The following is a 26495-nucleotide window of genomic DNA, read 5'->3' as shown; positions in this document are numbered from 1 at the left end:
ACCCGTCCGCCGCTAACTGAAGGAAGCAAGCTTCCAACAGTTCGCTCGACTTGCATGTATTAGGCATGCCGCCAGCGTTCGTCCTGAGCCAGGATCAAACTCTCCATAATACTGGTTGGCGATATGCCGCGGATTACGTTGTCAGTTTCACTCACTCAGTCGGTCACGTACCTAAGTACGCTCCCTCTCTCGCTCGATCACTTCCTAGCACTCCACAACATCTCGTCAACCAGTTACATGAAAAATCGATTAGCTCGAGTTTCATTTGCTGGCATCAATTAAGATACTCATTTTGTTTGTGTCACCGTTAGATGCACAAACTGTATTTCGTTAACGTTTTGCTGTTCAGTTTTCAAGGTTCATGTCACAGCCGCTTTCTTGACTGCTCTATTACTATATCAGACGTATTTTAAACTGTCAACAACTTTAAACAACCTTTTTTAATTTCTTTTTACTTTCTTTTAGATTCGATACCATTAACAATTTCAAAACGAAGCTTAAGGAATAGTGAAAACCGCTCCCCTATTGAATCGGGAAGCGGTTCGTTGTTATTTAATATAGATGAAATACAATATGAAGATCACAAATAACCCGTACATAATCGGATGAATTTCTTTTCTTCTACCGCTAACTAACATCGTAATAGGATAGAAAACGAAACCAATTGCGATACCTGTCGCTATACTGTACGTCAACGGCATAGCGATGATCGTAAAGAATGCTGGAACAGCGATTTCGAAACGTGTCCATTGTATGTTTCCTAAGGTTGACACCATCAATACTCCAACGATAATTAATGCCGGCGCTGTAACTGCCGGTGTGATGACTAACAGTAAAGGAGAGAAGAACAATGCTAGTAAGAACAACAAGGCGGTTACAATGGAAGCAAAGCCTGTTTTGGCACCCGCCGCAACACCTGCAGTAGATTCAATATAAGATGTGGTAGTGGATGTACCCATTACTGCTCCTGTTACTGTCGCCAAGGAATCCGCAAGCAACGCTTTACCTGCACGTGGAAGACGATCTTCCTTCATTAAACCCGCTTGAGTAGCAACTGCAACTAGTGTTCCGGCTGTATCGAAGAAATCTACGAATAGAAATGTGATAACAATAACGAGAAATTGTGTTGTCATCAATGAACCTGGATCGTGAATGATCGCATCGAATGCTGCACCAAACGTAGGAGCAACTGACGGAATTTTATCTACTACCTTATGTGGTATGTCTATGAGACTGACGGCCATACCTAAAACTGTGGTCATGATCATCCCATAGAAAATAGCACCTTTGATCTTCCTAACCATCATGATAATAGTGACAACTAATCCAAAGATCGTTAGTAACGTAGGACCCGCTGTTAAATCGCCTAAGCCTACTAACGTATTTGCATCCGCTACAATAATCTTGGCATTTTGCAGTCCTAAGAATGTAATGAACAAACCAATCCCTGCACCTACAGCAAATTTCAGCTGGGCTGGAATTGCATTAATGATGATTTCTCGTAATCCTGTTAATGAAAGAACTATAAAGATTAATCCAGAGAATAATACCCCAGTTAGTCCTGTTTGCCATGGAATACCGTAAGTTAGCACTACTGTGAAAGCAAAAAATGCGTTTAATCCCATGCCTGGCGCTAGTCCGATCGGATATCTAGCTATTAGACCCATAAATAATGTTCCAACAGCCGCGGCAAGCGCCGTAGCAACAAATACAGCGCCTTTATCCATACGCATAGAATCTGGCAAATCAGGGACAACATCCAAAGATAACATAATGGGATTTACTGCTAAAATATATGCCATGGCCAAAAAAGTAGTTATTCCACCGATGATTTCGCGACGATAATTGGTTCCAAGCTTGTCGAACTCAAAGTATTTTTTCATTGTGACCTTCCTTACTCTCATTATGTAAAAAGAGGCACGCGAAAAAATTCGCATGCCTCTCTTCTAATTCAATAGAAAATACATTTCTATTTTGAATCGTAGTCGAAACATTTACGGTGTTTCGGTAGAGACTTCTAGGCCTTATTCCCAGCGTTATACGATCATATTCTGTTGTTTAACTTATTCCCACTCAATTGTGCCAGGTGGTTTAGCTGTAATATCATATACAACCCGATTGACTTGATCCACTTCAGTTGTAATTCGAGTACTGATTTTTTCCAGTACATCGAAAGGTATACGAGCCCAGTCTGCTGTCATGCCATCTACTGAATGAACCGCTCTGATACCGATTGCATAGTCGTAAGAACGTTGTTCATTACGCACACCTACACTGCGGATGTTCGGTAATACTGCAAAATATTGCCAGATGGAACGATCGAGTCCAGCTTTTGCGATTTCATCACGTAAAATAAAGTCTGCATCGCGAACGATTTCAAGCTTATCTTCCGTAATTTCACCAAGCACACGAACTCCAAGTCCTGGACCTGGGAATGGTTGACGGTTAACAATTTCATCAGGCAATCCAAGTTCCGCTCCAACCGCGCGGACTTCATCTTTAAATAATGCGCGTAATGGCTCGATTAACTCGAACTCCATATCTTCAGGCAAACCGCCCACATTATGGTGAGATTTAATAGTTGCAGAAGTTGCAGTTCCACTTTCAATAATATCTGCATAAATCGTACCTTGCGCTAAGTATTTGATGCCATCTAGTTTAGCAGATTCCTCATCAAATACGTAAATAAATTCGTTACCGATAATCTTCCGTTTTTGCTCAGGATCTGTAACTCCTTCGAGCTTGTTCAAAAAGCGTTCACGTGCATCTACTTTAATGAAGTGCATGCTGAATTGCTCGCTAAAAGTTTTAACTACACTTTCAACTTCGCCTTTACGAAGCAATCCGTGGTCAACAAATATACATGTCAACTGGTCACCAATTGCACGGTCGATCAAAGCTGCTACTACTGAAGAGTCAACCCCACCACTTAGTGCGCAAAGTACTTTACGATCGCCAACTGTTGAGCGGATCTTCTCAATTTCGATTTCGATGAAACGATCCATTGTCCAGTCGCCTGAAGCTTTACAAATTTCAAAAACAAAGTTACGCAAGAAGTCTTTCCCATTTTCCGAACGATAATTTTCCGGATGGAATTGAATCGCATAGATTTGTTCTTCATCGTTTGAAATCGCTGCAATATTACCAGTGGAGTCTTTTGCAGATGCAGTAAACCCTTCAGGTAATTCAGCAATGTCAGCGCTGTGACTTACCCAGACATTTTGTTTTTCAGTCTGACCAGCAAACAATGCAGACGCTGTATCCACGGTCAACGTTTCTTCTTTGCCTTCGTCGCTTGTATTCTTTGCTACCTTACCGCCTAAATGTTTGACAATTACTTGAGCTCCATAACTGATGCCCAATACAGGTATACCTAATTCGAATATTGACGGATTAATATCATACGCATTCTCGTCGCTAGCAGATGCTAGACCACCAGAAAGTACGATCCCGACTGGATTCATTTTTTTAATTTCTTCAATTGTCGTTGTATGTGCGTGTAACTCACTATACACACCAAATTCGCGAATGGTACGCGTGAAGAGCTGATTATACTTACTGCCGTAATCGAGAACTACAATTTTTTCTTGTCCAGCTAACACAGGAGCATTTGACAACTGATCCACCTCTTCCAATTTTTTATACCGTTTCATGCCTCAACTACAAAAGACGCGTTAGAAAGTCAACTTTCCACGCGTCTTTTCCATCAAAGAATCTAAGTACTGCTATTCAATGATAGCTGACGTTCGTTAGTGCAAGAAATGTCGAGGATATTCCAAGCATCATCCGATCTATATTTTACGCATATTTCGCTAAAAAATCAACAAATTGTGCTAATAATTAAATCTTCCCATACTTCATTCAACTTATCCCACTCTTGCGACTGCCAATCGTTACCGTATACCCCCATTTCATACGCGCGGGTCAATACGGCCATTCGATCACCGCCATACCGCTCATCTACAAGTATTGCATAATTGGAAAGCGTCATTGCGGTATCCTTAGGCAAACCGGTACGAGCTAGTTGTTGTAATAACTGTGTAAATTGTTGTTCGAATTTCACGCGACCGTTCGGCAGTTTCTTCAATTGTTTTATACGCCATTTCGGTAACCAGTTACTTCTTTTACTATATATAACGACACTCGCTCCTATTATCAACACGAATAGCGCTACATAAATCCACCATTGACTAAACAACCATGTAAGCTTTTGTTTGAATACGTCAGACGCTGGCGAACTTTTTGTTTTCTTAGGAAGCTCTTTCTGTTGCTCCACTTCTGGTTTCACCGGTTTTTTAATTTCCTCTTCTTCAGGGTTTTCATTTGAAATATCAAATTCGATCTCTGTCGGCTGTGTAAAGCCTAGCGTCGGCTCAAACGGCATCCATCCAATTTCAGGGATATATGCTTCCACCCACGAATGAGCATCGTCATTCGTCACACGATAGATATTTTCGCCTGAGGCTTTAAACGCCATTTCCCCGGGTGCAAAACCTTTCACCCAGCGTGTTGGTATATCTACAGACCTAAGCATGACCGCCATAGAAGTGGAGAAATTATCACAGTAACCCTTTTTGGTATCGAATAGAAACTGATCCACATAGTCCTGTTCCTCATCAGGAACCGGAACATTTTGTGTCTCGTAAACAAAACCGTTCTTTTTGAAGTATTGCTCTACCGCTTTCACTTTGTCATAGACGGCCGTTTCATTCTCTGTAATCGATAACGCTAGCTCCTTCACGCGTTCCGGTAATTCGTCCGGAAGTTGCACATAACTAGTTAAATCTTCCGGAACGGTCTCATAGTTCACCATCTCTGCCTTCTGCAAATCCGACATGATGTATGTAGGTTCAACAAATTCTATTTCATACTGTTTAATCTTTTCCTGCAGGCCCATTAGCAAGTATAGCCGGTTGGCTTCCATCTCATGCATAAGGTTCAAACCTTCAGGCGAAGAAATCTTCGTCGCGCCATAGGGAGTGGCGAGAAATGGCAATGGTTCAGCGAAGTCCAGTAAAGCACGCGACACTTGCCCGTCTACAAGAGGGTCCCATAAATCTTCACCTGTATCCAATAGCTCCTTCATGGATTCTTGATCCTGTATCCAGCCCTTCGAAGTGTAAGTATCCTTCGTTTCGATTCGCCAATATTGACGTTGTTTCACAGATGCTTCAAACACTAACTGATTGTCTTGGACGAAAGCCCCACCTAGTTGCGAATCATTAGGGTCATAACCCGCCCTGGCTTGTCCTTTATCAACCCCCTTGTCTTCCACTCCGCTCAAAGACAATAGGAACGGTACGGGATCAGGCCATGCTGGAGGATATACGGGTGCATTTCTGGAAAGCAATCCGACAAATACAACAATCAGTATTACCGGCAATGAAAGCAGAAGTATTTTTTTTGGACGAAGTGACAATCCCTTTTCACCAGATAGTTTAATTAATGTGAGAGTACCTACGATTACTAAACCCACTATCATAATTCTCACAATAGACGAAGTAGCATCATATGGAGTGAACGTATCCAACAGCGCAACGAATACTATGGTAAAACTAAAGAACATCATCATACTACTTCGTACTTCAATCCAGTGGCGAAGCAAATAGGCAATCATCCAAACTAATGTAAACAACAATACCGTACGAAATAAATTCGATAATTCACCCAGATCACCTTTGAATAGCAACAAGACATTCTGTTGGACATCTTGCCAAATGTAGCCCGTCGTTTCTATTGAAATCCATAGTCGGTCAAAATACATATAATGAATAGCCCATACTACATAAAGTATTTGAATCGCTCCACTGATCCACCAGGGTAATCGAAGTAAAGCCAATGCAAAGAAGAGCACCAGATAGATGATAAATAAAGAAGGATGGCCGAAATCTGTCAGCTCCATAATGGGGATAAACCACTCCCACAGTAAAACGACACTAAGTGCATATAAAAATACTAGCACTTTCCAATTCAATACCGGTTTCTTCATGAAGACACCGCCTTTTTCAACACCGATGAATGATCAGATGGATACAGCAGATTCACAGTAATACCGAGTAATTTCACTTGACCAATAATAGGCTCGAGGGATTTTACATGCGTATCGTCCGGCAACATTACAAAGCAAACTATTGTGGATGCATCACGAGTATACCTTAATACATGGTGAATGAAATCCATGCGAAGATTACCTGTAATAAGCAACAACGCATCCCGAGATGGCGCTTTCTCTATCGGCAACCTTACCTGTTGTAAATCTTTCGGCTGGATTTTAGCAAGGTGTACTAACGCTTGCCTAGTATGATCTGCGGAATGTATAGAAGGAAATATCTTCGGTTGGTCACTTGCCGTGATCATAGTCAGCTTGGCATGATTCTGCCTAGCAGATACAATAATCGACGCAGCGAACTCCACTGCTTCTTCAAATGTTTCCGACATTCCACAATCTAGCAATACCGTATGTTGCTCCGATCGCTGTTCATCAAACTCCTTTGTCATAAGTTTCGAAGTCCGAGCAAATGACTTCCAATGAATCCAAGACATCCGGTCCCCTGGCGCATATTCCCTGATGCTAGATGGTGTGGTCGCATCTTTCGCCAGCATGTAAGCGGAACGTTGCTGTCCTTCGCTCGTTCCATTGGATGCTGATTCATACACCATGGCTGTGACGCTAGGATAGACTAAAAAATGGTCTTGAACAACGAATACTCTTCTTTTACGAATCCAATTAAAAAAGTCTACTACTTCTACTTCCACTGTCGGCAATGTGTATTCACCGCGTTGAACATTCTGTAGAAAATAGGTGTGCTCATATGTTCTTCGAAAACCTAGTAGTGTGATTTTCCGCTCAATCTTTTCGCACTTGCCATGCACTCGTTTATCTATAAGAACTACGTACAACAAAGGGAAGGGAAGATTCCTTTTAAGAACTACACGAATAGACACCCGTCCATTTCTTGATACATGTCGGTCTTCGATATATCGTTCCACGGTTAGATCTCGTAACGGATAGAAGTAGAGAAGCACAGAATATATCACAAACGGAATCAATGTATAGAAGATGAACCAGCTAACGAAGCCCCCTTGAAATTTTGCAAAGACGTAGGCGGCTATACCGATAGATAAGACACTCACGAAACGTCCGAATGATCGCAATTCAATCATAGAGTAGCAGACCTGCGCATAACTGGAACCGGCAACTGTTTGAGGATATAGCTAACAATTTCCTCAGCATCGATTCCTTCGTATTTTGCTTCAGGATGTAGAATCATTCGATGTGGAAATGCAAACGATGCTAAGTATTGTACATCGTCAGGCAAAACAAACGTGCGCCCTTTTATGAATGCATAAGCCTGACAAGCTTTCATTAATGCCATCGAACCGCGTGGACTTACGCCTAACGAAACGGATTCGTGCTGGCGAGTTGCATCTGCACAATCCACAATATATGAAACAATCGTGTCGTCTACAGTCACTTCGCCTACATGCCGCTGTAGCTCCAGTAATTCCTCCACTGTTAGAATGGCGTCAATTTGCTCAATCGGCATTTGCTGTTCCGCTCTCTTCAATAATTCTATCTCTTGCTGTTTTGTCGGATACCCCATTTTCAACTTAAAGATAAAACGATCAAGCTGTGCTTCCGGTAAAGGGTATGTCCCTTCATATTCAATAGGATTTTGTGTCGCCATTACGAAAAACGGTTTCGGTAATTGTATAGTCGTTCCATCTACCGTAATCGACGCCTCTTCCATCCCTTCCAATAAAGCAGCCTGTGTTTTGGGTGATGTTCGGTTGATTTCATCAGCCAAAACGATATTCCCAATTAAAGGTCCCGGACGAAATTCGAATTGCATCGTCTGTGGATTATAGATAGATACACCTGAAACATCAGAAGGTAATAGATCTGGCGTGAATTGAATCCGTTTAAACTTTGCGCCAATTGAAGTGGCTAGTGCTCTGACTAGCATCGTCTTGCCAACGCCTGGTACATCTTCTAGTAATACATGACCGCCAGCTAATAACGCTGTCATACTTAACTCCGCTATATCACGTTTTCCCACAATAACTTTTTCAATATTGTGTAATACTCGTTCGATCCATTGTGAATGCATAGTTATTCTCTCCCGTCACGAACTGAATCCGTCTTATTGTATGAAACTATCATACCTGAAACGAATAATACCGACAAACAGAAAAACTGCCGACCCTTTATCTTATAAGAGGTCGGCAGTTTTCATTTCCAAAACTCATCAAATACCGTGATAGGCAAATGCCGTTTGTGGGCTGATTTCAAATAATGTCCTTCAATTTGCTTTCGTGCTTCGTTCGATACTTCTTTTCCTTCAAGGTAGTCATCGATTTCATCATATGTTACACCTAATGCTACTTCATCCGGAATAGCGGGTTTATTGCCCTCTAAATCAGCTGTAGGGATTTTATTGTATAAGTGTGGTGGACAGTCTAGTGCTTCTAACAATTGTTTTCCTTGACGTTTATTCAGACGATAGATCGGCATAAGATCCGCTGCACCATCACCAAACTTTGTATAGAAGCCAGTGATTGCTTCAGCCGCGTGATCTGAACCTAGAACGACCGACCGATGGACAGCCGCTACAGAATATTGCACTTTCATACGTTCGCGCGCCTTTTCATTTCCTTTATCAAAATCAGAGATATAAAGACCCGCTTTGGTCAGAGCCCGTTCACTGGCATCGACCGCTTCTTTAATATCTACTGAATAGACGACTGATGGACTAATAAAACGCAATGCATCCTGACAATCGTCTTCGTCAAATTGCACGCCATACGGTAAACGGAGTGCATAAAAGCGGTATTTTTCTTCCGCTAATTCTTCGTTAAGTTCATCAATCGCCATCTGCGCTAGTTTGCCAACTAATGTAGAGTCTTGACCCCCAGAAATACCTAATGTGAATCCTTGTAAAAATGTATTCTTTTTCAAATATGCTTTCATAAAGTCAATGGAAGTTCGGATCTCTTGCTGCGGATCGATTTCCGGCTTCGCTCGTAATGCTTGGATAATTTCTTGCTGCAATGTCAACGCTCCCACTTCCTTTTCATCGTTTTGTATAGCTCTCGACCATTTCATGTACTTCTTCAATATTACGTCGCTTATTATCCCAACACTTTTGACTAAGGTCGACAGGATACTCTTCTGGATTCAAAGAACGTTTATATTCTTCCCATAGTAAGGAAAGATTTTGTTGTGCAAATTCACGAATTTCATAAACTGGTGGATTTTTATAAATGGTTACCCCATCGCGAATAACTTGCTCGTGTAAGTTTACCGCTTCAAAATTCGTCACAAACTTCGAAATAAATGTATGCACGGGGTGGAACATTTTGATACGTTCTTCCGTTGTCGGATCTTCGTCATGCATCGTAATGTAGTCACCTTCCGCTTTACCATTTTCAAGGTCAATGATTCGATACAGTTTTTTGCGGCCAGGTGTTGTCACTTTTTCTATGTTTGCCGAGATTTTAATCGTATCTTGCATTTCCCCGTCATCGCTTTCTATGGAGACGATTTTATAGACTGCCCCAAGCGCCGGTTGATCATATGCCGTAATCAGCTTCGTTCCAATGCCCCAAATGTCGACTTGAGCACCTTGTGCTTTCAAGTTCAAAATCGTGTACTCATCCAAATCGTTAGATACTACGATTTTCGCATCCGGGAAACCGGCTTCATCTAACATACGGCGAGTTTCTTTTGACAAGAATGCAATATCTCCACTGTCCAGTCGTACGCCGATGAAATTAATGCTGTCTCCAAGTTCTTTTGCTACTTTAATGGCTGTCGGAACGCCAATCTTTAACGTATTATACGTATCCACTAAGAACACGCAATCGCGATGACGTTGTGCGTACACTTTGAATGCCGTGTACTCATCTTTATAGGCTTGGACAAATGAATGTGCATGCGTTCCCGAAACGGCTAGTCCGAAACGCTTTCCCGCCCGTACGTTACTCGTAGATTCCACGCCACCAATGACCGCTGCACGCGCTCCCCAAACCGCCGCATCCATTTCATGCGCACGTCGGCTTCCGAACTCCATCACCACATCATCTTTCACTACTTGCTTGATTCGGCTAGCTTTTGTGCAGATCAACGTTTGGTAATTAATAATATTTAGTAATGCTGTTTCGATCAATTGCGCTTCAATCAAGTTCGCCTCAATCCGAATGATAGGTTCATTTGCAAAAACGAGTTCTCCTTCTTTCATAGAGTATACGTCCCCTGTGAAACGGAGGCCTTTCAAATAGTTGAGGAAGTCATCAGCAAAACCAAGCTCTTCTCGTAAATAAGCTAAATCGCTTTCAGTGAATGAAAACTCTTCAAGATACTTCAGTACATGTTCAAGACCTGCAAATATTGCATAACCGTTACCGAATGGAATTTTTCTGAAATATACTTCGAATACTGCTTTCCGTTCATGAATGCCGTCCGCCCAGTACGATTCGGCCATATTGATTTGATATAGGTCTGTGTGTAACGCTAAACTGTCGTCTTTGTATGATGAAGTCATAGTCGTCTCCTTCTTCCGCTGCAATAATAATGTCATTATACACTATTTCCCCTATTTCTCCGCAAAGTAATCATCAAGTCGTAAATTGAATTCTGAAAACTTTTTTATGTATAGTGTATAGAAATTTCAAATGAGGAAATGCGAACATGAAGGCAACGTTAATCGACAATCCAGACGGACGCTTCCCACTTAGGATCGACTGTATTGTTTTCTTATATGAAACGACAGTACAGTAAAAAAAGACAGAAGTCAGGTTCCGATTATTTTCGGAATTCAGCTTCTGTCTCACGTAACGATTTGCAGTGAAATGTAGTCTAGCTTCCCACTCTCTACACGAAGGGTGACACCACATTTTTAGCAATCCTCTATAACAATATATGTTGCTTTGACAGGACCATGTACGCCAATGACGAGATTCATTTCAATGTCCGCAGAGTTGCTTGGACCTGTGATGAAGTTAATACATGATGGGACTTGCTCGCCATTGTTTAGTTTTTCTCGAATCATATCTGATGCCTGGGTAATTCTTGGGACTAGCGTGCTTTTAGGGATTAAGGCAATATAATGCGTTGGAAGCAAGCTGACTGAACGACCTTTGTCTGCACTACTGAATAGTACAACGGTGCCGGATTCTGCAAGGGTCATGTCGCTAAACGTGATGCCAATATTTGCCTGTTCAGCCAATTCGATGTTCTTCTCTCCAAGTGAAGGATCCCAGCTATTGACTTCAATCTGTTGTGAAGGCCACTTCGCCTCTAACAGGCCCGATAATCCATATTCCCCAAAACGTCCATCTTTCCATAGAGATATCGGTCCCCCACCGTAAGCTTTTACCACTTCATCTAGCGCAACTGGCAATGATTCTTTTGTCGTTTCGACAATATCTGTATGAATTTGCTCACATTGCACACGTAATACTTCGAGCAATTCATCTAGTGAAGCGCCTGCTAATACTGTACGCTGGGGCTGATGTTTCCAGATCGGTTTTTCTACTTTCATCTTGGGTTCGCGCCCTAATTGTGCCGCAATGGTACCTAGAAAAGCATCACGATTTTGAATTGTTCCTCCCATGCTTATTTGCCCCCTTTCTGATCATAGAACCAGTCACGGAAACGCGTATTGCCGACAGCTGGGAACTCCCGTAAATCGGTCCAGTCCTTCAGCGGTCCCGGACCTTTTGAAATCCGGTCATTTTTCGTCAAAGGCTTCATCGCGGTAGATGCTACCTTTGAGCCCATAGAATACAACGGATTCGATGCAGCACCAATCCCGAATGCTTTCATTGCCAGTCTTTCGGAAATAGGTGATCGACCTTCTTCTTCCACAATGATGCGTCGATGTGTGTGAAGTAGTTCGTGAAGCGGGATTTTCACCGGACAAGCATCCGTGCACGCTCCGCATAGTGTGGAAGCGAAAGGCAACTCTTTAAAATCATCGTAACCACCAAGCAACGGCGATAGTACAGCACCTATTGGGCCCGAATAAATTGAGCCGTAGGAGTGCCCACCGATATGACGATAAACAGGACATACGTTGACGCAAGCAGCACATCTGATACATTGCAACACGGATTGAAATTCTGTTCCTAAAATTTCGGATCGTCCATTATCGACGATAACTAAATGGAATTCTTCTGGTCCATCTACATCCCCTTCATCCCTAGGGCCGGTTAACGCTGTGACATAACTCGTCAACTTTTGCCCCACTGCACTTCGTGTCAATAAGCTGACTAATACTTCGAATTCTTCAAAAGAAGGTACTACCCGCTCCATGCCCATTACCGTAATTTGAGTTTTCGGCAATGCAGAGACAAGTCGTGCATTCCCCTCATTCGTCACAAGACTAATGGAGCCTGTTTCAGCAATCGCAAAGTTGCAGCCTGTAATACCTATGTCTGCATCCAAGAATTCCTGGCGTAGCTTTTCACGTGCATGCAAAGCCAGTTCTTCCGGTTTAGAAGTCTTATGATAATCCAATTTCCCCTCAAAAACCTCGCGAATTTGTTCTCTATTTTTATGAAGGGCAGGTGCTACGATATGAGACGGCGGATCATGATCATCCACTTGAAGGATATACTCTCCTAAGTCAGTCTCTATGACTTCACATCCGGCTTCTTCCAGTACGGCATTCAGATTAATTTCTTCCGTTACCATCGATTTAGACTTCACGACTTTTTTGCCATCTTTTTTCTTAACGACATCCCGAACATAGTCACTTGCTTCTTCAGCAGTTTTCGCAAAAAATACGTGACCGCCACGTTCTGCTACGTTTTCACTTAGTTGATGTAAATAGAAGTCCAAGTTTTCAAGGACATGCTGACGAATTTCTTCTCCATGTGAACGCCATTCTTCCCAATTACCCAGCTCTTCTGCAGCGTCTAGCCGTCTACCATGCAAACGCTCCTGAGCACTGGCCACTGCTTGTCTCATAAAATCGTCTGAGATATTATCCTTTGTTCGATCGGTAAAGTTTTTCTTGCTGAATTTCATAGCCATTACTATCACCTCACTTTTATTTACTCACGACTATTTAACACTTGTGCGATGTGCATGACACGGATTGGTTTGCCAACTCGTTCTGCACGTCCCCCAATATTCATCAGACAACCACAGTCTGCCCCGATTAAATAATCTGCTTCAGTCACTATGGCACTATTGACCTTCTCATCTACCATCTGTTCAGAGATATCTCCCATCTTAACGGAGAATGTACCGCCAAAGCCGCAACAATTGTGCGCATTGGGTAAAGGTATCATTTCGAGTCCTTCCACTTGATTCAATAACTTTTTCGGTTCTTCGCTAGCGCCTAGTAATCTCGTCATATGACAAGACGGATGGTACGTCGCTTTTCCTTTCAATTTCGCTCCTACGTTTTCTACTTGCAGTACATTCACAAGAAATTGAGTGAACTCATACGTTTTATCTGCCAACTCTTGAGCCCTCGGTAACCAATTCGGATCGTCTTTGAATACGTCAGGATACAGTTTAAACATCGTCGCACAAGATCCGGATGGAGTCACTACATACTCTGCATTTTCAAATGTCTTTATCATATTTTTCATCGCTGATTTTGAATTTTCTACATAGCCACTGTTATAAGCAGGTTGTCCGCAACATACTTGTCCTTTTGGAAACGACAATTCACAACCTTGTCTTTCGAGCACTTCTACCATGTCTTTTCCAGCGTCTGCATAGAACATGTCCACTAGGCATGTGATAAACAAGCTAACTTTCATAGTCATTCACCTCTTCAAAATAGATTTTATAATGTCAACAGGTCATCAGATGACTTTAAGTTATTTCCTAGCATACTATAAAGCTTATTGATTTAACAGATATTTATGACAAATAATTTAAAAATCACCCGTAACTAGACGGGTGATTTCATATTTTGATTGACTTCAAATAATTAGACAATACATTTTCTACGTTGACCAAATGTCCTTGCATATGAATTGCTGCGAGATCTGGCTGCTGTTTTTTAATCGCTAGAAAAATCGCTTCATGCTCTTCATACAATCGATCAACTGTCGCCGCTTCCGTATACAAGCAGATTCTCCGAGTTTCCCTCATAGATTCTCCTATTAGGCTTGCCACATGGTTCATTAGTGTAACAAGCAACGTGTTGCCCGTAGCTTCTGCAATCGCAAAGTGGAAGTCAAGATCCGCTTTTTCCCCAAGAAGAATATCACCTGCATGTTCTTTCATACTGCGCAAAGCCTTTTCCATTTTCGCTAAGTCTTCATCTGATCGATTTAGCGCCGCGTTGGTAACTGCTCCTACCTCTAGTATTTTCCGTACGCCTAGCAAATGATCGACGTCTTGCTGATTCATCAAAATAGCGCTTTGCAATGGAAATGCCAAGTCTTCAGATGAAAATTCATTGACGTACGTCCCTTCACCTTGCCGCATTTCAATGAGCCCCAATGCACGCAATGATGTCAACGCTTCCCGAATGGCTGATCTTCCGACACTGAAGCTTTCCGCCAATTGCTGGACGGAATCCAGTTTATCTCCCGGCTTAAGCTCGCCGCTTCGAATCATTTCCAGTAAAGCATCTGCTACTTCTTCATATATTTTCTTAGGCTTGATTTGCTTATACTTCATGATCTTTCACTCCTGTCTGCTGTATTCATTATAATCCAAAAATACACCCTGTGCTAAATTCACATATATTATTCACTATCAGAAAACACAAAATTCTTCTTGTCTTTTAATTTGGCAGTCTATATAATCAAAAAAAGAAGTCATTAGGTCGTCTGATGACCTAATGAGTAGCAGTTAAATGAAAACGTTTTCAAAAAAGATACTGGAGGTTATTTATTTGAATTTACTTGTATTGTCTCTTATTGCTTTACTGCCCATTATTACTATTTTTGTATTTTTGGTCTTATTGAATTGGCCCGCAAGTAGGGCTATGCCTATTGCACTCGTCGTTACTGCTTTGATAGCTATATTCATTTGGGGAACGAAGACAAATATCGTGGCGGGAGCTGCGTTCAACGGATTAATTACCGCTTTAGAGGTTATATTCATTGTCTTTGGCGCCGTACTCTTGCTCAATACAATAAAAGAAAGCGGAGCAATCCACACAATTCGTAGCGGTTTCACTTCCATTTCACCAGACCGTCGTATCCAAGCGATTATTATCGCCTTTTTATTTGGTTCTTTCATCGAAGGTGCATCAGGATTTGGGACACCAGCTGCAGTTGCGGCACCCTTGTTAGTCGCGGTCGGTTTTCCTGCACTTGCTGCAGTTATGGTGTCATTAGTAATTCAAAGTACAGCCGTATCGTTTGGAGCGATCGGAACCCCTATTCAGATTGGTGTCAGTACAGGCCTTTCCGATCAGCCCGCTGTCATGGCAGCCCTTGAAAAAATAGGCATGAGTTTTCCGGAGTTTCTACTGCAAATTACTATGAATACTGTACTAATTCACGGTGTAATTGGTTCTTTAATTCCGTTATTTCTGGCTGCCCTGCTGACACGCTTCTTCAGCTCTGCCAAGTCCTTCCATGAAGGGTTGAAAGTGTGGAAGTTTGCATTGTTTGCAGGTCTAGCATTCACTATTCCTTACTTCATTATCGGAATTACATTAGGTCCAGAATTCCCTTCCTTGCTGGGTGCACTCATTTCATTGATCATCGTGATCCCCGCTGCTAGAAAAGGTTTATTCATGCCAAAACCAGAAGATACTTTTGAATTCCCACCGCGCACACAGTGGGAGGAAGATTGGTTCGGCAAACTGAATCACGAAGCGCCCAAACCGCTGGATGAGAGCCGTAGAATTTCGATGTTGAAGGCATGGATGCCATATTTAGTGCTAGCAGGTTTGCTTGTACTTTCAAGAACACTTGAACCCTTCACTGCTTTACTTAAACATTCCGCTGTTACACTCAAATTTGAGAATATGTTCGGTTCGGGTATCACAACGGCATCTACACCATTATTCTTGCCCGGTTTCTTCTTTATTGTTGCTTCATTGTTCGGTTATTTATTGTATCGAATGAAACCTTCAGAGTACGTAGTTGCTTGGAAGAATTCGTTCCACACAGCTGTTACTGCAGGAGTTGCATTAATATTTGCCGTACCCATGATTAAAATATTTTTGAATACTTCATTGGCAGCCGGAAAAGTGGCTGCAGATAGCGCATCTTTAGTCGGTGAAAACATGCCGCTTATTTTAGCTGAAAGCGTTTCAGTCGTAAGCGGAGAGTTTTGGCCAATTGTTGCACCAGTTGTCGGTGCGCTCGGCGCATTCATTGCTGGCAGTAACACCTTTAGCAACATGATGTTTTCACTGTTCCAATTCGGCGCAGCAGGTAATATCGGTCTTGATACTGCTCAAGCAGGCATTGTTGTAGCGATGCAGGCAGTCGGCGGCGCTGCCGGAAACATGATTTGCGTGCATAACGTCGTAGCTGCTTCGGCTACAGTCGGACTAATAGGCAAGGAAGGGCTACTCATACGACGCGTCCTCTTCCCTCTAAGTTATTATCTGCTGACTGCAGGTTTCTTGGGAATGGCAATTATTCATGGAATCTTCAATATCTGGCTACTCATTGCCATCATCATTGTTGTTGGGTTTATAATGAAAATGGCGACAGATAAACGTAAGTTGTCTGCAAATATCTTGCGACAGCCTTCTTAAATAGCAACAATAAAAGAGCCTTAGGGCTCTTTTATTGTTGCTATTATTCATTTATCTTCATGTGAATACTTTCAAGCAAAATCAGCTTCGCTTTTTGGTTTATCCCGTCACGATAGCCTGACAAACTGCCATCTTTCGCAATAACACGGTGACAAGGCACCACAGCCATCACAGGATTCTTGCCTATTGCAGATGCCACAGCACGAACAGATGACAATTTCCCAATCTGTTCCGCGATGTCTGAATACGTCATAGTTTTACCATACGGTATTCGTTGTAGTGCTTCCCATACTTGCAGTTGAAACGATGTTCCTTTTAAATCAAGTGGAACCGCTGAAAATTCTTTCGTTGTACCCGATAAGTACTCCTTCATCTTGCTTATATAGACTCCGAGCTTTGTTTCATCTTCTATTAAGTCAACTGTATCCAACCGGTACGACCAGTCTTTCATACGTTCTACACTATCTTCAGCTAGACCCGCATAGCACAGTCCTTGTTTTGTAGCAGCTATTGTTACAGTCCATTCATTAAAATTAAAATTTGTCCAATAAATCAGTTATGCCACTCTCCTTTCATCCGAATAACTTCAAGCCTACAGCACCGAAAATGATGAGCGATAAAAAGAAGAGACGTTTGATGCTAGCAGATTCTTTGAATATCAAAATCCCCATTAGCACCGCTCCCGCCGCTCCTAAACCTGTCCATACCGCATAGGCTGTACTCATCTGAATTTCGCGCATAGCAAGAGACAGGAAAACAAAACCAAAACCAAAAATCCCCACAATAAGTAACAGTCTTTTAATTGAACGCTTCTGTAAATAATAATTAATACTCACCACACCGAAAATCTCACCGAGACTGGCAATCACTAAGTATATCCAAGCCACTGTCAGCCACCTCCTTCTATATCGGCTTTTTCATCTGTTGTCAGCTTAATGCCGACTACTCCAATAACGATGAAGCCGATGAAGGTCAGCGTAACCCACGTAAAACTTGCTTGAAAGAAGAATATATCTACTAAAAGGATTGCAGCGGCACCAGATCCAGTAAAAACAGCGTATACCGTACCGGAAGGTAATCTCTCACATGCTTTTATAATAAAATAAAAACTCATTACAATCGCCATAACCGTTCCTGTCCATTGCATTACAGTTTCAGAATAACGAAGACCAACTACCCAGAAGATCTCTATAACAGCCGCCAATGCGACATAGCCCCAAGCCAAAATGAAAATCTCCTTTCCGTTATGAATAGTATCTATCAGTATAACAAATCTTTTACTGAAACAAAAAATCAATAACTGATGGTAAAAGGAAACTTGCATCTAACATATCTGCATGATAGAATAAATTCGTCAACAGTTTTTCCTATATTACGAATATTCTTATCGAGAGAGACGGAGGGATAGGCCCAGCGATGTCTCAGCAACCAGCCACAGGCACGGTGCTAATTCCAAGGGTGACACCACCTTGAAGATGAGAATACTGTATACACTTGTATGTTCGAGGGCCTATTCGAAAAGAAGAGGTTCTTTTTTATTTTGCCGGGGGGGATGGATATTCATGACAAACAACGGATTAGAAACTAGATTAGTACAACTTGGAAACCATAGTGATGAGAAAACCGGAGCAGTCAATACACCGATATACTTGTCTACAGCGTACCACCATGAAGGTCTAGGCAAGTCCACGGGGTATGATTACACACGAACAAAAAACCCTACGCGTTCTATCCTGGAGGATGGAATTGCAAACTTAGAATCAGGTGACCAAGGATTTGCATGCAGTTCTGGAATGGCGGCCATTCAACTTATTTTATCTTTATTTAAAACAGGTTCGGAACTATTGGCGCCTGAAGACTTATATGGCGGTACTTATCGCCTGTTTAATCAATATGAAGAGACGTATAATATTAAGACGCGGTACTTATCGTTCAATGACGTTTCAGAAGTCGAGCAAGCGATTACTGAGCGCACAAAAGCGATCTTCTTGGAAACACCTACAAATCCATTAATGCAAAACATAGCCATCAGTACGTATGCGGAATTAGCTAAAAAACATGATTTATTGCTAATTGTCGACAATACGTTTTTAACACCTTATTTCCAGCGGCCAATTGAGGAAGGCGCAGATATTGTCATTCATAGCGCGACGAAATATATCGGCGGACATAATGATGTGCTCGCAGGTCTAGTCGTGGCAAAAGGTGAGGAATTATGCGAACGTCTATTTACCAACCATAATGCGATTGGAGCTACATTGTCTCCTCTTGATTCATGGCTTGTCGTACGCGGTCTAAAAACATTGCATTTACGCATGAAACAGCATGATGCAAATGCGAAAGTGATGGTATCTTATTTAGAACAAGAACCTCTCATTACCGACGTGCTCTACGCTGGAATCGGCGGAATGTTATCATTCCGTGTACAAAATAGTGAGTGGGTCGGGCCATTCCTTGAAAATATGAACTTAATTTCATTCGCCGAAAGTTTGGGCGGTGTGGAAAGCTTCATTACGTATCCAACTACACAGACGCATATGGATATTCCATTAGAAGAACGTAACCGTCGTGGTGTAGACGACCGTTTGCTACGTTTCTCAGTGGGAGTAGAGGATGTAGAAGATTTGATCGCGGATGTAAAACAAGCCCTTTATGCTGCAAAAGAAGTAGTCGAAGGCGTAAAAGTTCAATAATCGTAAACAGTACAACTCGAACAGTCAATTTAACTATGACAGTTCGAGTTATTTTTATTCACTCATAGCAAGACACGATAGATTGAATCTATACAAAAAAGCATCCAATTATATTGGATGCTTTTCTTTATTAATGAGCTTGATGCCATTTTTTCTTTTCACTCGCATAGACGACCGCTGCCGGTGCTGCGATAAACGTAAGCGCCGCCATTCCGGAGAACATACCCGCCAGTTCTTTACTTCCAAAGGAAAATCCAGTTGCTGCACCTAATATAATTCCTGCTACTACCGCTAACGCAACAATCTTATACATGTTAGACCCCCGACCTTTCATTTGTAAGACGCGATCGTCTCTCTGATTTATTCGTTACTTTTATCATACTCTCATTGAGAACCTTTTTCAAGTACAATTGAGAATCTTTTTCAATGTTTGTCAACATGTACTATTATCGTATGTTGTAGGCAGTAGTATAATGTGCAAGGGACATAAAAAAACGTCAAGGCTTTTACACCCTGACGTTCAACGTATTATTATTTTTCTAGCAGTTTTACTGATTCACGATTAAAAGCTGGAATATCATCAGGTGTACGGCTTGTTACTAGTTGATTCTGACAGACTACAACTTCTTTGTCAGCGTATTTTGCACCCGCATACTCCATATCTACGCGAATCGACGTATATCCCGTTGCATCGCGGCCTTCAAGTGATTTTGCTGTTATTAGCAATTGCGGACCATGACAAATTGCAAAGACAGGTTTTTTTGCATCCATGAACTCTTTGACAAATTTCACAAAACGATCATCTGCACGTAAAATATCCGGTGAAAATCCACCTGGAATAAACAATGCATCATAATCTGACGATTTAACGTCAGCAATCGCTCTATCAATTTTCACTTTAGTATTTTCTTTCATACCCGTTACTTCCGATCCTGCTTCCGTACCGATCACTTCTACTTCATGTCCAGCTTCTTTATAAGCAGCAGCTGGTTTCAAGTATTCCGAGTCCTCGAACATATCTCCAAGTACTGTTGCAATTTTAGCCATAATGCTTACCACTCCTTATATGATGTTCTATAAATACTATTCCACATAATAAAGAGATTAAACATTATTACCCGAGGTCTAGTTCCCCTGCAGCATCCAATCGAGCAGTAATGTTCATTGCATCTTTGGAGAAAACGTATTTGCGGGTACCGATATAAATTTCTGTTCCTGCATACACTGCTCCTATTTTGATACGTCCTTCTGCACTTGTGCGAACAACGGTTTTGACAGGACTTTCAGAACCAGCCTCCTGCATCGCGACTTCTAGACGAGCATAAATTTCTCCTCCTCTGCACACACCTTTTATTCTAATCGTTTCATCCGCAGTTAAATCGCTATGATAGATACCTTTTGAAATCACTTCAATATGTCCGCTACTATACAGTTTGCTATTAATCGCATATGGAACGCTCAACTTAGTCTGCGGTAAACTTTCTACAGCATACAACTGAGTGAGAATATACGCATCTTCAATCAACCGCTCAAACTCCTTCATACTCTGGAGATGTTCATTGAGCGGATTAATAAAGATCGCATATAAACGATTTGCTACGCTTAACCATTCTTCGTCTACTTTTTCATTTTGTTCACGAACTTTTAGTATGAATTTTTTATTAAGGTCTTCGAACTGAGCATAACGCTTCTCCATTAGTAAATAAATTAAGCGTTTCAACTCTGATGGACTTAGCTCTAATTCTTCTCGACCACGAATAATGAATATCTGATTCACTGCCTCTTTAATCTGAATAAGCATTTCCGTCACACTTTTAATCAGAACTACTAATTCATTGACCGCAGCCTCCTGCTTGCCAACGGTTATTGTGGAGGACAACACATTACCTTTTACTATAACTTGTTTAGTCGCATGAATTTCTGCTTTTGTAATGGATCCAGTGACAAATACGCCTCCTGTCGCGCCTACAAACATGGAAGGTAAAATATTTCCACCGATACGTACATCACCTTCAAAGCGTATGTTGCCACTTTCGAGACTTACTTCTCCTGGATGAATGAATTCATTATTGACATCAATTTTCACAATATGACCTCGTCTATCCAATACGGGTTTTCCTGAAATTAACGCCACGAGATCTGCTTGCACTTTCTGAATATTTTTCCCAGGCCGTAGTATAATATCACGTACAGGCTTCACAGGAATCGCACGTCCTAACAAGCTCTTTCCGGGCGTGCCCGGAACAGGCATAATATGTGTCGCAATCACTTGACCTTCTTGCACATTGGTGATCGCATTCATTTCTCTAAAATCCACCTTTTCTTCACTGTTTGGGTCAAATTCCTCATAGTAGATATGTACTTCTAAATCACCGTCTGTGCCGTTAACTGGAAGTGTACCTTTCGCGACGATTAGCTCATACGGCTTATCTACTTCTGTTACTTTTTTGATTGCCGGGAACAAAATTCCCTGTTGAACACCCATTGCTTTCAATTCGTTCACAATCGTCTGTGGCTGTAGATCATTGGTATATTCAATTGTTTCTTCAACACGAATTGCCAAACATGGAGACCAAATGGTATCTACTAAAGAACGCTTAACTCGTTTACCAGGTGTGAAAGAAAGTAATGCAATCATATCTTTCTCTAGCAATTGAATCGTGAACTTCGAAGCAATAACTTCATCTTGAATTGTAACCTCTACTTTATCTTCTGGCTGAATCAATTTAGGTTCTGATTGTACTTCTCCATTAATCGTGATGATTGCATGATCATTTGGTATAATTGACGGCAGGCTGTCTCCAACAAATTGAAACTGTATGTCGCCGTTGTGAATTCTAGCACTGCTTAACTGCAGATTCGATTCTGTAGTTGATGTTGCTTGCGTCACATTATGCTCTTGTTGAACTGAAGAGGTGATGATAGTTTCCATATCTATTTCATCTAGCAATCCAGCAAGTTCCTCAATTTTAGATAGCGGACGTTCAACGGATTGTTTGGCTTCACTATATTCTGCCTTTGTAACTTTAACTTCTGCCATAATTTTTCGTAAGCCCATTAAACGGCGTGTTGGATTGGAAAGAACATCTACATTTACCTGTTCACGTCGCAATTCTAAAATATCCAGAGCCTGCTGAATCGCTTCTTCCACTGTATTCGCTTGAACTGTTATTACTTTTTTCAATGTAATCATCCCCGTCTTTCTTACTATTACTTTCATAGTATCACAACGAGGTCTGATCTCTAAAAGAATATTCCGATAATTACTAGTATAGCTATAATAAACGATCCGATTTGCCCGATTACCGCAGATGAAATGACTGGTTTCTTTTGAAATATATCGATTAATTCAATATCCTCCCGAAGTTGTTTTATCTCTTGACGGAGCCCATCCATTTCTTGATTTAACTTACTGATTTCCTGTGTCTGCCTTGTAACCAGTTCCTGTTTTTCCGAGTTTTTTTCATGTTGTTCCATACATGACCACTCCTTGTCTTTTCACTTCTATACGTTTTATCTTACGTTTTGGTTTCAACGAACAGAAGAACTTTCCATTTGCATTTCATCTTTCGCGGGTGTAAGATATATCTACAAGCTGTATTGTTCGTACAACATTAAGTTTTAACCTTTAAGCTGTAAAAGGGAGTTTATTACGAAACGCAAATGGCGTGCTGGGTTCCTTTTAGCAACCCAGACATACAGGAACGTTTTCCGCAAACACCCACTTTGAGGAGTGGTGGTTTAAAACTTTCTATGACTAAGTACGGCAAACACGGCTTACATAAATAAAGACAAACCCTTCTATCTTGGATGGAAGGGTTTTTTTGTATGCAAAACGACTTGAAAAGCAAAGGTCAACTTTTTTCAACTACTATTTTCTTAAGAAAGTATTTTGCCGTCTGACGACAATCTCCTTTTCCATTTTCGTTAAAAAATAATCACATGTCTTTACACATTTCTTTACTACATCTCGTGCATTGGCGTATTAACAATATCAGGCTACTAGCATTGCTTCCTTATTCATTGAAAGCTTTTTCCTTTCTACGTTATACTAGATACTACTTATAAAATAGAAAAAGATGAGGTGTTTCAATTGAAATTATTTAAATGGACAGGGCCACTGGAGGAATCAGGTAACTTACCAGAAGAAGCACGTGCTTCACTAATGAATAATGATGAAGAAGTGCTTGTACTGCAAGAACAGGAAACCACTCTAGACAATGCAATCGAATACGATGTGTTGGATCAAAGCGGGGATCTTCCATCTGGGCGTTTTGCTGTATTAAACAATATTCCAGTAACTGAAGAAGGAAGAGAGATTTTTGAACAACGCTTTAATAATCGCGCACGTCTAATAGAGGCAGAACCAGGATTCGTAGCGATCCGCGTATTGCGGCCCGTACACTCTGGCACATATGTGATTTTGACTATGTGGGAAGACGAAGAATCCTTCAAAAACTGGCAAGAATCACAAGCTTATGGGAAAGCGCATGCGAAACGTGGCACAGAAGATGGTGTCGATCAACGTCCTAATATCTTCTCGGGACCTTCATTTGTTACAACTTATAAAAAATAAGTATAAATAAACGATATTTGCAAAGACTACTCTTGAAGTGAAAATCATGATGAGGAGAGTGTTTTTGTGGGTATTTTAGATGGTAATCCAAAAGATCAACCTATGCATTACGGGGAAATCACTGCTATCTGGGCGTTTATGGGTGCAAATAACGGTTTGATCAGTGGCTATGAGGCTTTCGTCAATCACGCAGAAGACCCTGATCTAATTCGTCTACTTGAAGAAGCAGTTAAGATGATGAAGGCTGAAAATAAAGAGTTCGGTAAAGTACTGAAAGCTAATGGCATCACACCGCCACCTGCACTTCCAGAAAGACCGAAAGCAAATGCTGAAGATATTCCTGCAGGTGCACGCTTTATGGATCCTGAAATCAGTGGCGCTATATCTATTAATGTTGGACAAGGACTCGTTTCTTGTAGTATGGCTATGGGTCAATGTCTACGTGAAGATGTTGCAGCTATGTTCGCAAAGTGTCATATGGAGAAAGTAGCATTTGGTGCCAAATTACTGAGCTTGAACAAATCAAAAGGTTGGATTATCCCTCCGCCATTGCATGTAAACTGATCAGCACATAACTTCACCGAGCGTGTATACGCTCGGTGAAGTTTTTTCCTAGTATGAATAAGTTCTGTAGATATATTCATTAGAACTATGGGTGAAATCATTTCATCAAAAGGAAGGATGTGTATATACCCGAAGAATCGTAAGTCTGAGATAAAACAACAAGAACGATCTGTACAGTATAAGCGGCTACAGTGGCTAGGTAGTACGGAGTGTAACGAGGAGCTAACATCTGTTCTAAAATGCCGGTAACCCATTAATTTAGAAAACCAAATGTGACCTAATAATAGAGGATAAAATAGAGAAATCACAAGAAGGAAAACAAACGTCATCTAATACTACTATTGATGACGTTTTCTACTAATTATTCTACGGTTCCAGTTCCTTGTAGCTTGACTTCCACAGTCACTTTGAATTCTATATCAGGGTATGCATTTTACCATGAGAATAAATATCTTCTAGATGCAACCGAGTAGTACGGTAATGTTAACCAAAGTCAAACGGGTATAGATTCTCCAAATATAGCAAATGCACGATTCGATCTTTACTTTTCAAGGTTTTTTTCACAATATCCGAAGTGGGTTCCAATCGTTTAGCCAAACGCGTAAAGTATTCAGGTGGTTCTGTATGACGGGTTGTTTCATCCATACTCATCACTTCTTTCTCATCGAACAAGTTATTTGTTAGTTTGTCCAATGAATGGAAGTTTAATCATAAGAGAGGAAAAATACTCCTCCACAACTAAATTTCTAAATCGTGTTTTATTAGATGCCAAACGGGTTATGATATACAGAGGACTACATTTTTTAAGCTATGAAAGGAGGATTCCCTATGAACTTAGCAGCAATTGGAGTACCTGGCTTAATCATTATTTTAGTAATTATATTAATTTTGTTTGGCCCACGAAAATTACCCGAAATTGGTTCGGCAGTAGGAAAAACATTATCTGAATTCAAAAAATCGGCAAAAGACATCATGGATGACGATGATGAGCCTAAGAAAATAGAAGTTCAACAAGTAGAAGCTAAAGATCAAGTGAAGTAATATTCTATACGTGAAAAAGCCAACCACTAATGTGATTGGCTTTTTCATGTATGATTCTATATAGTTTAAATTACAATTAGATACCGTATGAAGGACAGTATTTGCTGATTTATCCTATTCACTTCATTTCGGTACGTGCTTGCTTAAGCTTGGAATTATTTGTGGTAGTGACTTCATTAACATCTCACCGTACCTCCAACATCCTCATTTAGAGTTGCCATCAAGCCATAAAGGTTACCAAGAGTCATGGTGAATGTTGTTATGTACAGAATCTACTAACTCCCAAAATTGAGTTGTTGCTTTGGAAACTTGTTCTTTCTATATCTTAATCATGACTGGTTCAACACGAAAATTAAATTGCGTTAATTCATAAATCTTCAATTGGTCCTTTGGCACCGCGTATGCTACACGTGGAATAATAGAAAACCCTAAACCTTTACTAACCATTGCGATAACAGTTGTTAGATCTTTGCTTTCCATTACAATATTAGGAGTAGTATGCGCTTCTTCAAAAGCTTTTAGGATATTTTCATAGTAAGCGTGTCCTTCCATGGCAGCAAGCATAATAAATGGATGCTTGGCGAGATCTTGAAATGTAACGTTCCCGGATGAAAAAACATCTCCCCAGCTACGCGGACTTACCACCACGTATTCCTGTTGTTTTAACTCTAATACATCACAATGTGCTCTATTTTCTAGTCGCAATAACAAAGCCACTTCAATTTCTTTATGATCTAGCTTCCTCAACAATTCCTCGGAACTTCCTTTTTCAATGCTGATTTTGATATCCGGAAACTGTTTACGATAGATACTGATGTAGTCGACAAGCAAATTCAGGCAAGCAGACGAAACTCCAATACGTAATGTGCCTGCACTGCCATTTTCAATTTCCTCTATTTCTTTCTTAACATCTTCCATGCTACGCAA

At 41.0% G+C, this 26495-nt stretch carries 25 protein-coding genes, 1 rRNA gene, 1 other RNA gene and 2 riboswitches; of the genes, 6 read left to right on the top strand and 21 right to left on the bottom strand.

The genetic code is table 11. The features are described 5' to 3' along the window. The 12 genes from CSV63_RS10935 to CSV63_RS10880 form a co-directional block, all read right to left on the bottom strand. Positions 1-110 (bottom strand): 16S ribosomal RNA (locus CSV63_RS10935); the annotation flags it as partial. Between the two features lie 438 nt (positions 111-548). After that, positions 549-1883 (bottom strand): NCS2 family permease, encoded by a 1335-nt coding sequence (locus tag CSV63_RS10930; protein WP_099676233.1) that lies wholly within the window; start codon positions 1881-1883, stop codon positions 549-551. A gap of 79 nt (positions 1884-1962) precedes the next feature. After that, positions 1963-2064: riboswitch (purine riboswitch) on the bottom strand. Then, entirely contained in the window at positions 2064-3653 is a 1590-nt protein-coding gene (gene guaA, locus CSV63_RS10925) for a glutamine-hydrolyzing GMP synthase (protein ID WP_099695821.1), read from the bottom strand. (Overlaps the previous riboswitch by 1 nt.) Before the next feature lie 167 nt (positions 3654-3820). Further along, positions 3821-5989 (bottom strand): transglutaminase TgpA family protein, encoded by a 2169-nt coding sequence (locus CSV63_RS10920; protein ID WP_099695820.1) that lies wholly within the window; start codon positions 5987-5989, stop codon positions 3821-3823. Beyond that, positions 5986-7164 (bottom strand): DUF58 domain-containing protein, encoded by a 1179-nt coding sequence (locus tag CSV63_RS10915; protein ID WP_099695819.1) that lies wholly within the window; start codon positions 7162-7164, stop codon positions 5986-5988. The genes CSV63_RS10920 and CSV63_RS10915 overlap by 4 nt, the downstream gene beginning before the upstream one ends. Further along, positions 7161-8111, bottom strand: coding sequence for an AAA family ATPase (locus CSV63_RS10910; protein ID WP_099695818.1), 951 nt, complete (start codon positions 8109-8111; stop codon positions 7161-7163). Before CSV63_RS10910 ends, CSV63_RS10915 begins: the two co-directional genes overlap by 4 nt. 122 nt (positions 8112-8233) lie before the next feature. After that, entirely contained in the window at positions 8234-9058 is an 825-nt protein-coding gene (gene nadE, locus CSV63_RS10905) for an ammonia-dependent NAD(+) synthetase (protein WP_099695817.1), read from the bottom strand. Positions 9059-9074: 16 nt separating this feature from the next. Next, the gene (locus CSV63_RS10900; protein ID WP_099695830.1) at positions 9075-10544 is read right to left on the bottom strand and encodes a nicotinate phosphoribosyltransferase; all 1470 of its coding nucleotides are present in this window, start codon (positions 10542-10544) and stop codon (positions 9075-9077) included. Positions 10545-10898: 354 nt separating this feature from the next. Further along, positions 10899-11615, bottom strand: coding sequence for a LutC/YkgG family protein (locus CSV63_RS10895; RefSeq protein ID WP_099695816.1), 717 nt, complete (start codon positions 11613-11615; stop codon positions 10899-10901). A gap of 2 nt (positions 11616-11617) precedes the next feature. Then, positions 11618-13039, bottom strand: a complete 1422-nt coding sequence (locus CSV63_RS10890) for a LutB/LldF family L-lactate oxidation iron-sulfur protein (protein WP_099695815.1) — start codon at positions 13037-13039, stop codon at positions 11618-11620. Positions 13040-13059: 20 nt separating this feature from the next. After that, on the bottom strand, positions 13060-13779 hold the full coding sequence (locus CSV63_RS10885) for a (Fe-S)-binding protein (RefSeq protein WP_099695814.1): 720 nt from the start codon (positions 13777-13779) through the stop codon (positions 13060-13062). Between the two features lie 148 nt (positions 13780-13927). Next, positions 13928-14650, bottom strand: coding sequence for a FadR/GntR family transcriptional regulator (locus CSV63_RS10880; protein WP_099695813.1), 723 nt, complete (start codon positions 14648-14650; stop codon positions 13928-13930). 217 nt (positions 14651-14867) lie between these two features. Here CSV63_RS10880 and CSV63_RS10875 point away from each other — a divergent pair, with 217 nt between their 5' ends. Beyond that, positions 14868-16694, top strand: coding sequence for an L-lactate permease (locus tag CSV63_RS10875; RefSeq protein WP_099695812.1), 1827 nt, complete (start codon positions 14868-14870; stop codon positions 16692-16694). A 43-nt stretch (positions 16695-16737) separates the two neighbouring features. On the opposite strand, the gene CSV63_RS10870 is transcribed toward CSV63_RS10875, so the two are convergent. The 3 genes from CSV63_RS10870 to CSV63_RS10860 are packed head-to-tail and all read right to left on the bottom strand — an operon-like array spanning position 16738 to position 17919. Next, entirely contained in the window at positions 16738-17247 is a 510-nt protein-coding gene (locus CSV63_RS10870; RefSeq protein ID WP_483315657.1) for a methylated-DNA--[protein]-cysteine S-methyltransferase, read from the bottom strand. 19 nt (positions 17248-17266) lie between these two features. Next, positions 17267-17581 (bottom strand): DMT family transporter, encoded by a 315-nt coding sequence (locus CSV63_RS10865; protein ID WP_143565396.1) that lies wholly within the window; start codon positions 17579-17581, stop codon positions 17267-17269. A gap of 2 nt (positions 17582-17583) precedes the next feature. Next, complete coding sequence (locus CSV63_RS10860) at positions 17584-17919, bottom strand: DMT family transporter (protein ID WP_099695809.1); 336 nt, start codon at positions 17917-17919, stop codon at positions 17584-17586. Between the two features lie 156 nt (positions 17920-18075). After that, positions 18076-18176: riboswitch (SAM riboswitch) on the top strand. 80 nt (positions 18177-18256) lie between these two features. Here CSV63_RS10860 and CSV63_RS10855 point away from each other — a divergent pair. Then, positions 18257-19387, top strand: a complete 1131-nt coding sequence (locus CSV63_RS10855; protein WP_099695808.1) for a methionine biosynthesis PLP-dependent protein — start codon at positions 18257-18259, stop codon at positions 19385-19387. 130 nt (positions 19388-19517) lie between these two features. Here the strand turns inward: CSV63_RS10855 and CSV63_RS10850 are convergent, their stop codons facing one another. The 4 genes from CSV63_RS10850 to CSV63_RS10835 form a co-directional block, all read right to left on the bottom strand. Continuing rightward, positions 19518-19700: a hypothetical protein gene (locus CSV63_RS10850; protein WP_099695807.1), complete on the bottom strand. Its 183-nt coding sequence runs from the start codon at positions 19698-19700 to the stop codon at positions 19518-19520. Positions 19701-19918: 218 nt separating this feature from the next. Further along, positions 19919-20434 (bottom strand): type 1 glutamine amidotransferase domain-containing protein, encoded by a 516-nt coding sequence (locus CSV63_RS10845; protein ID WP_099695806.1) that lies wholly within the window; start codon positions 20432-20434, stop codon positions 19919-19921. Positions 20435-20501: 67 nt separating this feature from the next. Continuing rightward, positions 20502-22571, bottom strand: a complete 2070-nt coding sequence (locus CSV63_RS10840; protein ID WP_158233953.1) for a FapA family protein — start codon at positions 22569-22571, stop codon at positions 20502-20504. 59 nt (positions 22572-22630) lie between these two features. Then, entirely contained in the window at positions 22631-22864 is a 234-nt protein-coding gene (locus CSV63_RS10835) for a hypothetical protein (RefSeq protein WP_099695804.1), read from the bottom strand. 112 nt (positions 22865-22976) lie between these two features. Between CSV63_RS10835 and ssrS the strand changes: the two genes are divergently transcribed. From ssrS to CSV63_RS10820, 3 genes are all read left to right on the top strand, one after another. Beyond that, a non-coding RNA gene (ssrS, locus tag CSV63_RS10830) (6S RNA) lies at positions 22977-23170 on the top strand. A 310-nt stretch (positions 23171-23480) separates the two neighbouring features. After that, positions 23481-23963 carry an antibiotic biosynthesis monooxygenase family protein gene (locus CSV63_RS10825; protein WP_304442418.1) on the top strand — a complete coding sequence of 161 codons (483 nt, stop codon included), beginning with the start codon at positions 23481-23483 and terminating at the stop codon, positions 23961-23963. Positions 23964-24029: 66 nt separating this feature from the next. Continuing rightward, positions 24030-24527, top strand: a complete 498-nt coding sequence (locus CSV63_RS10820; RefSeq protein WP_099695803.1) for a DUF3231 family protein — start codon at positions 24030-24032, stop codon at positions 24525-24527. 483 nt (positions 24528-25010) lie between these two features. On the opposite strand, the gene CSV63_RS16515 is transcribed toward CSV63_RS10820, so the two are convergent. Then, complete coding sequence (locus CSV63_RS16515; protein WP_158233952.1) at positions 25011-25172, bottom strand: hypothetical protein; 162 nt, start codon at positions 25170-25172, stop codon at positions 25011-25013. 183 nt (positions 25173-25355) lie between these two features. Here CSV63_RS16515 and tatA point away from each other — a divergent pair, with 183 nt between their 5' ends. Further along, entirely contained in the window at positions 25356-25568 is a 213-nt protein-coding gene (gene tatA / locus CSV63_RS10810; RefSeq protein WP_099695801.1) for a twin-arginine translocase TatA/TatE family subunit, read from the top strand. Positions 25569-25886: 318 nt separating this feature from the next. Here tatA and CSV63_RS10805 read toward each other — a convergent pair whose 3' ends face one another. Beyond that, positions 25887-26486, bottom strand: coding sequence for a LysR family transcriptional regulator substrate-binding protein (locus tag CSV63_RS10805; protein ID WP_233192047.1), 600 nt, complete (start codon positions 26484-26486; stop codon positions 25887-25889). Positions 26487-26495: the final 9 nt, after the last annotated feature.

This window comes from Sporosarcina sp. P34 (assembly GCF_002743375.1).
Classification (GTDB): domain Bacteria; phylum Bacillota; class Bacilli; order Bacillales_A; family Planococcaceae; genus Sporosarcina.
This window is presented reverse-complemented; position numbering and strand designations above follow the sequence as displayed.

Coding starts and splice junctions, on each gene's coding strand:
- CSV63_RS10890 (WP_099695815.1), bottom strand. CDS start 13,039: ATGGCTATGAAATTCAGCAAGAAAAACTTTACCGATCGAACAAAGGAT.
- CSV63_RS16515 (WP_158233952.1), bottom strand. CDS start 25,172: ATGGATGAAACAACCCGTCATACAGAACCACCTGAATACTTTACGCGT.
- guaA (WP_099695821.1), bottom strand. CDS start 3,653: ATGAAACGGTATAAAAAATTGGAAGAGGTGGATCAGTTGTCAAATGCT.
- CSV63_RS10850 (WP_099695807.1), bottom strand. CDS start 19,700: ATGTATAAGATTGTTGCGTTAGCGGTAGTAGCAGGAATTATATTAGGT.
- CSV63_RS10930 (WP_099676233.1), bottom strand. CDS start 1,883: ATGAAAAAATACTTTGAGTTCGACAAGCTTGGAACCAATTATCGTCGC.
- CSV63_RS10805 (WP_233192047.1), bottom strand. CDS start 26,486: ATGGAAGATGTTAAGAAAGAAATAGAGGAAATTGAAAATGGCAGTGCA.
- CSV63_RS10920 (WP_099695820.1), bottom strand. CDS start 5,989: ATGAAGAAACCGGTATTGAATTGGAAAGTGCTAGTATTTTTATATGCA.
- CSV63_RS10910 (WP_099695818.1), bottom strand. CDS start 8,111: ATGCATTCACAATGGATCGAACGAGTATTACACAATATTGAAAAAGTT.
- CSV63_RS10845 (WP_099695806.1), bottom strand. CDS start 20,434: ATGGCTAAAATTGCAACAGTACTTGGAGATATGTTCGAGGACTCGGAA.
- CSV63_RS10895 (WP_099695816.1), bottom strand. CDS start 11,615: ATGGGAGGAACAATTCAAAATCGTGATGCTTTTCTAGGTACCATTGCG.
- CSV63_RS10855 (WP_099695808.1), top strand. CDS start 18,257: ATGACAAACAACGGATTAGAAACTAGATTAGTACAACTTGGAAACCAT.
- CSV63_RS10900 (WP_099695830.1), bottom strand. CDS start 10,544: ATGACTTCATCATACAAAGACGACAGTTTAGCGTTACACACAGACCTA.
- CSV63_RS10915 (WP_099695819.1), bottom strand. CDS start 7,164: ATGATTGAATTGCGATCATTCGGACGTTTCGTGAGTGTCTTATCTATC.
- CSV63_RS10880 (WP_099695813.1), bottom strand. CDS start 14,650: ATGAAGTATAAGCAAATCAAGCCTAAGAAAATATATGAAGAAGTAGCA.
- tatA (WP_099695801.1), top strand. CDS start 25,356: ATGAACTTAGCAGCAATTGGAGTACCTGGCTTAATCATTATTTTAGTA.
- CSV63_RS10835 (WP_099695804.1), bottom strand. CDS start 22,864: ATGGAACAACATGAAAAAAACTCGGAAAAACAGGAACTGGTTACAAGG.
- CSV63_RS10885 (WP_099695814.1), bottom strand. CDS start 13,779: ATGAAAGTTAGCTTGTTTATCACATGCCTAGTGGACATGTTCTATGCA.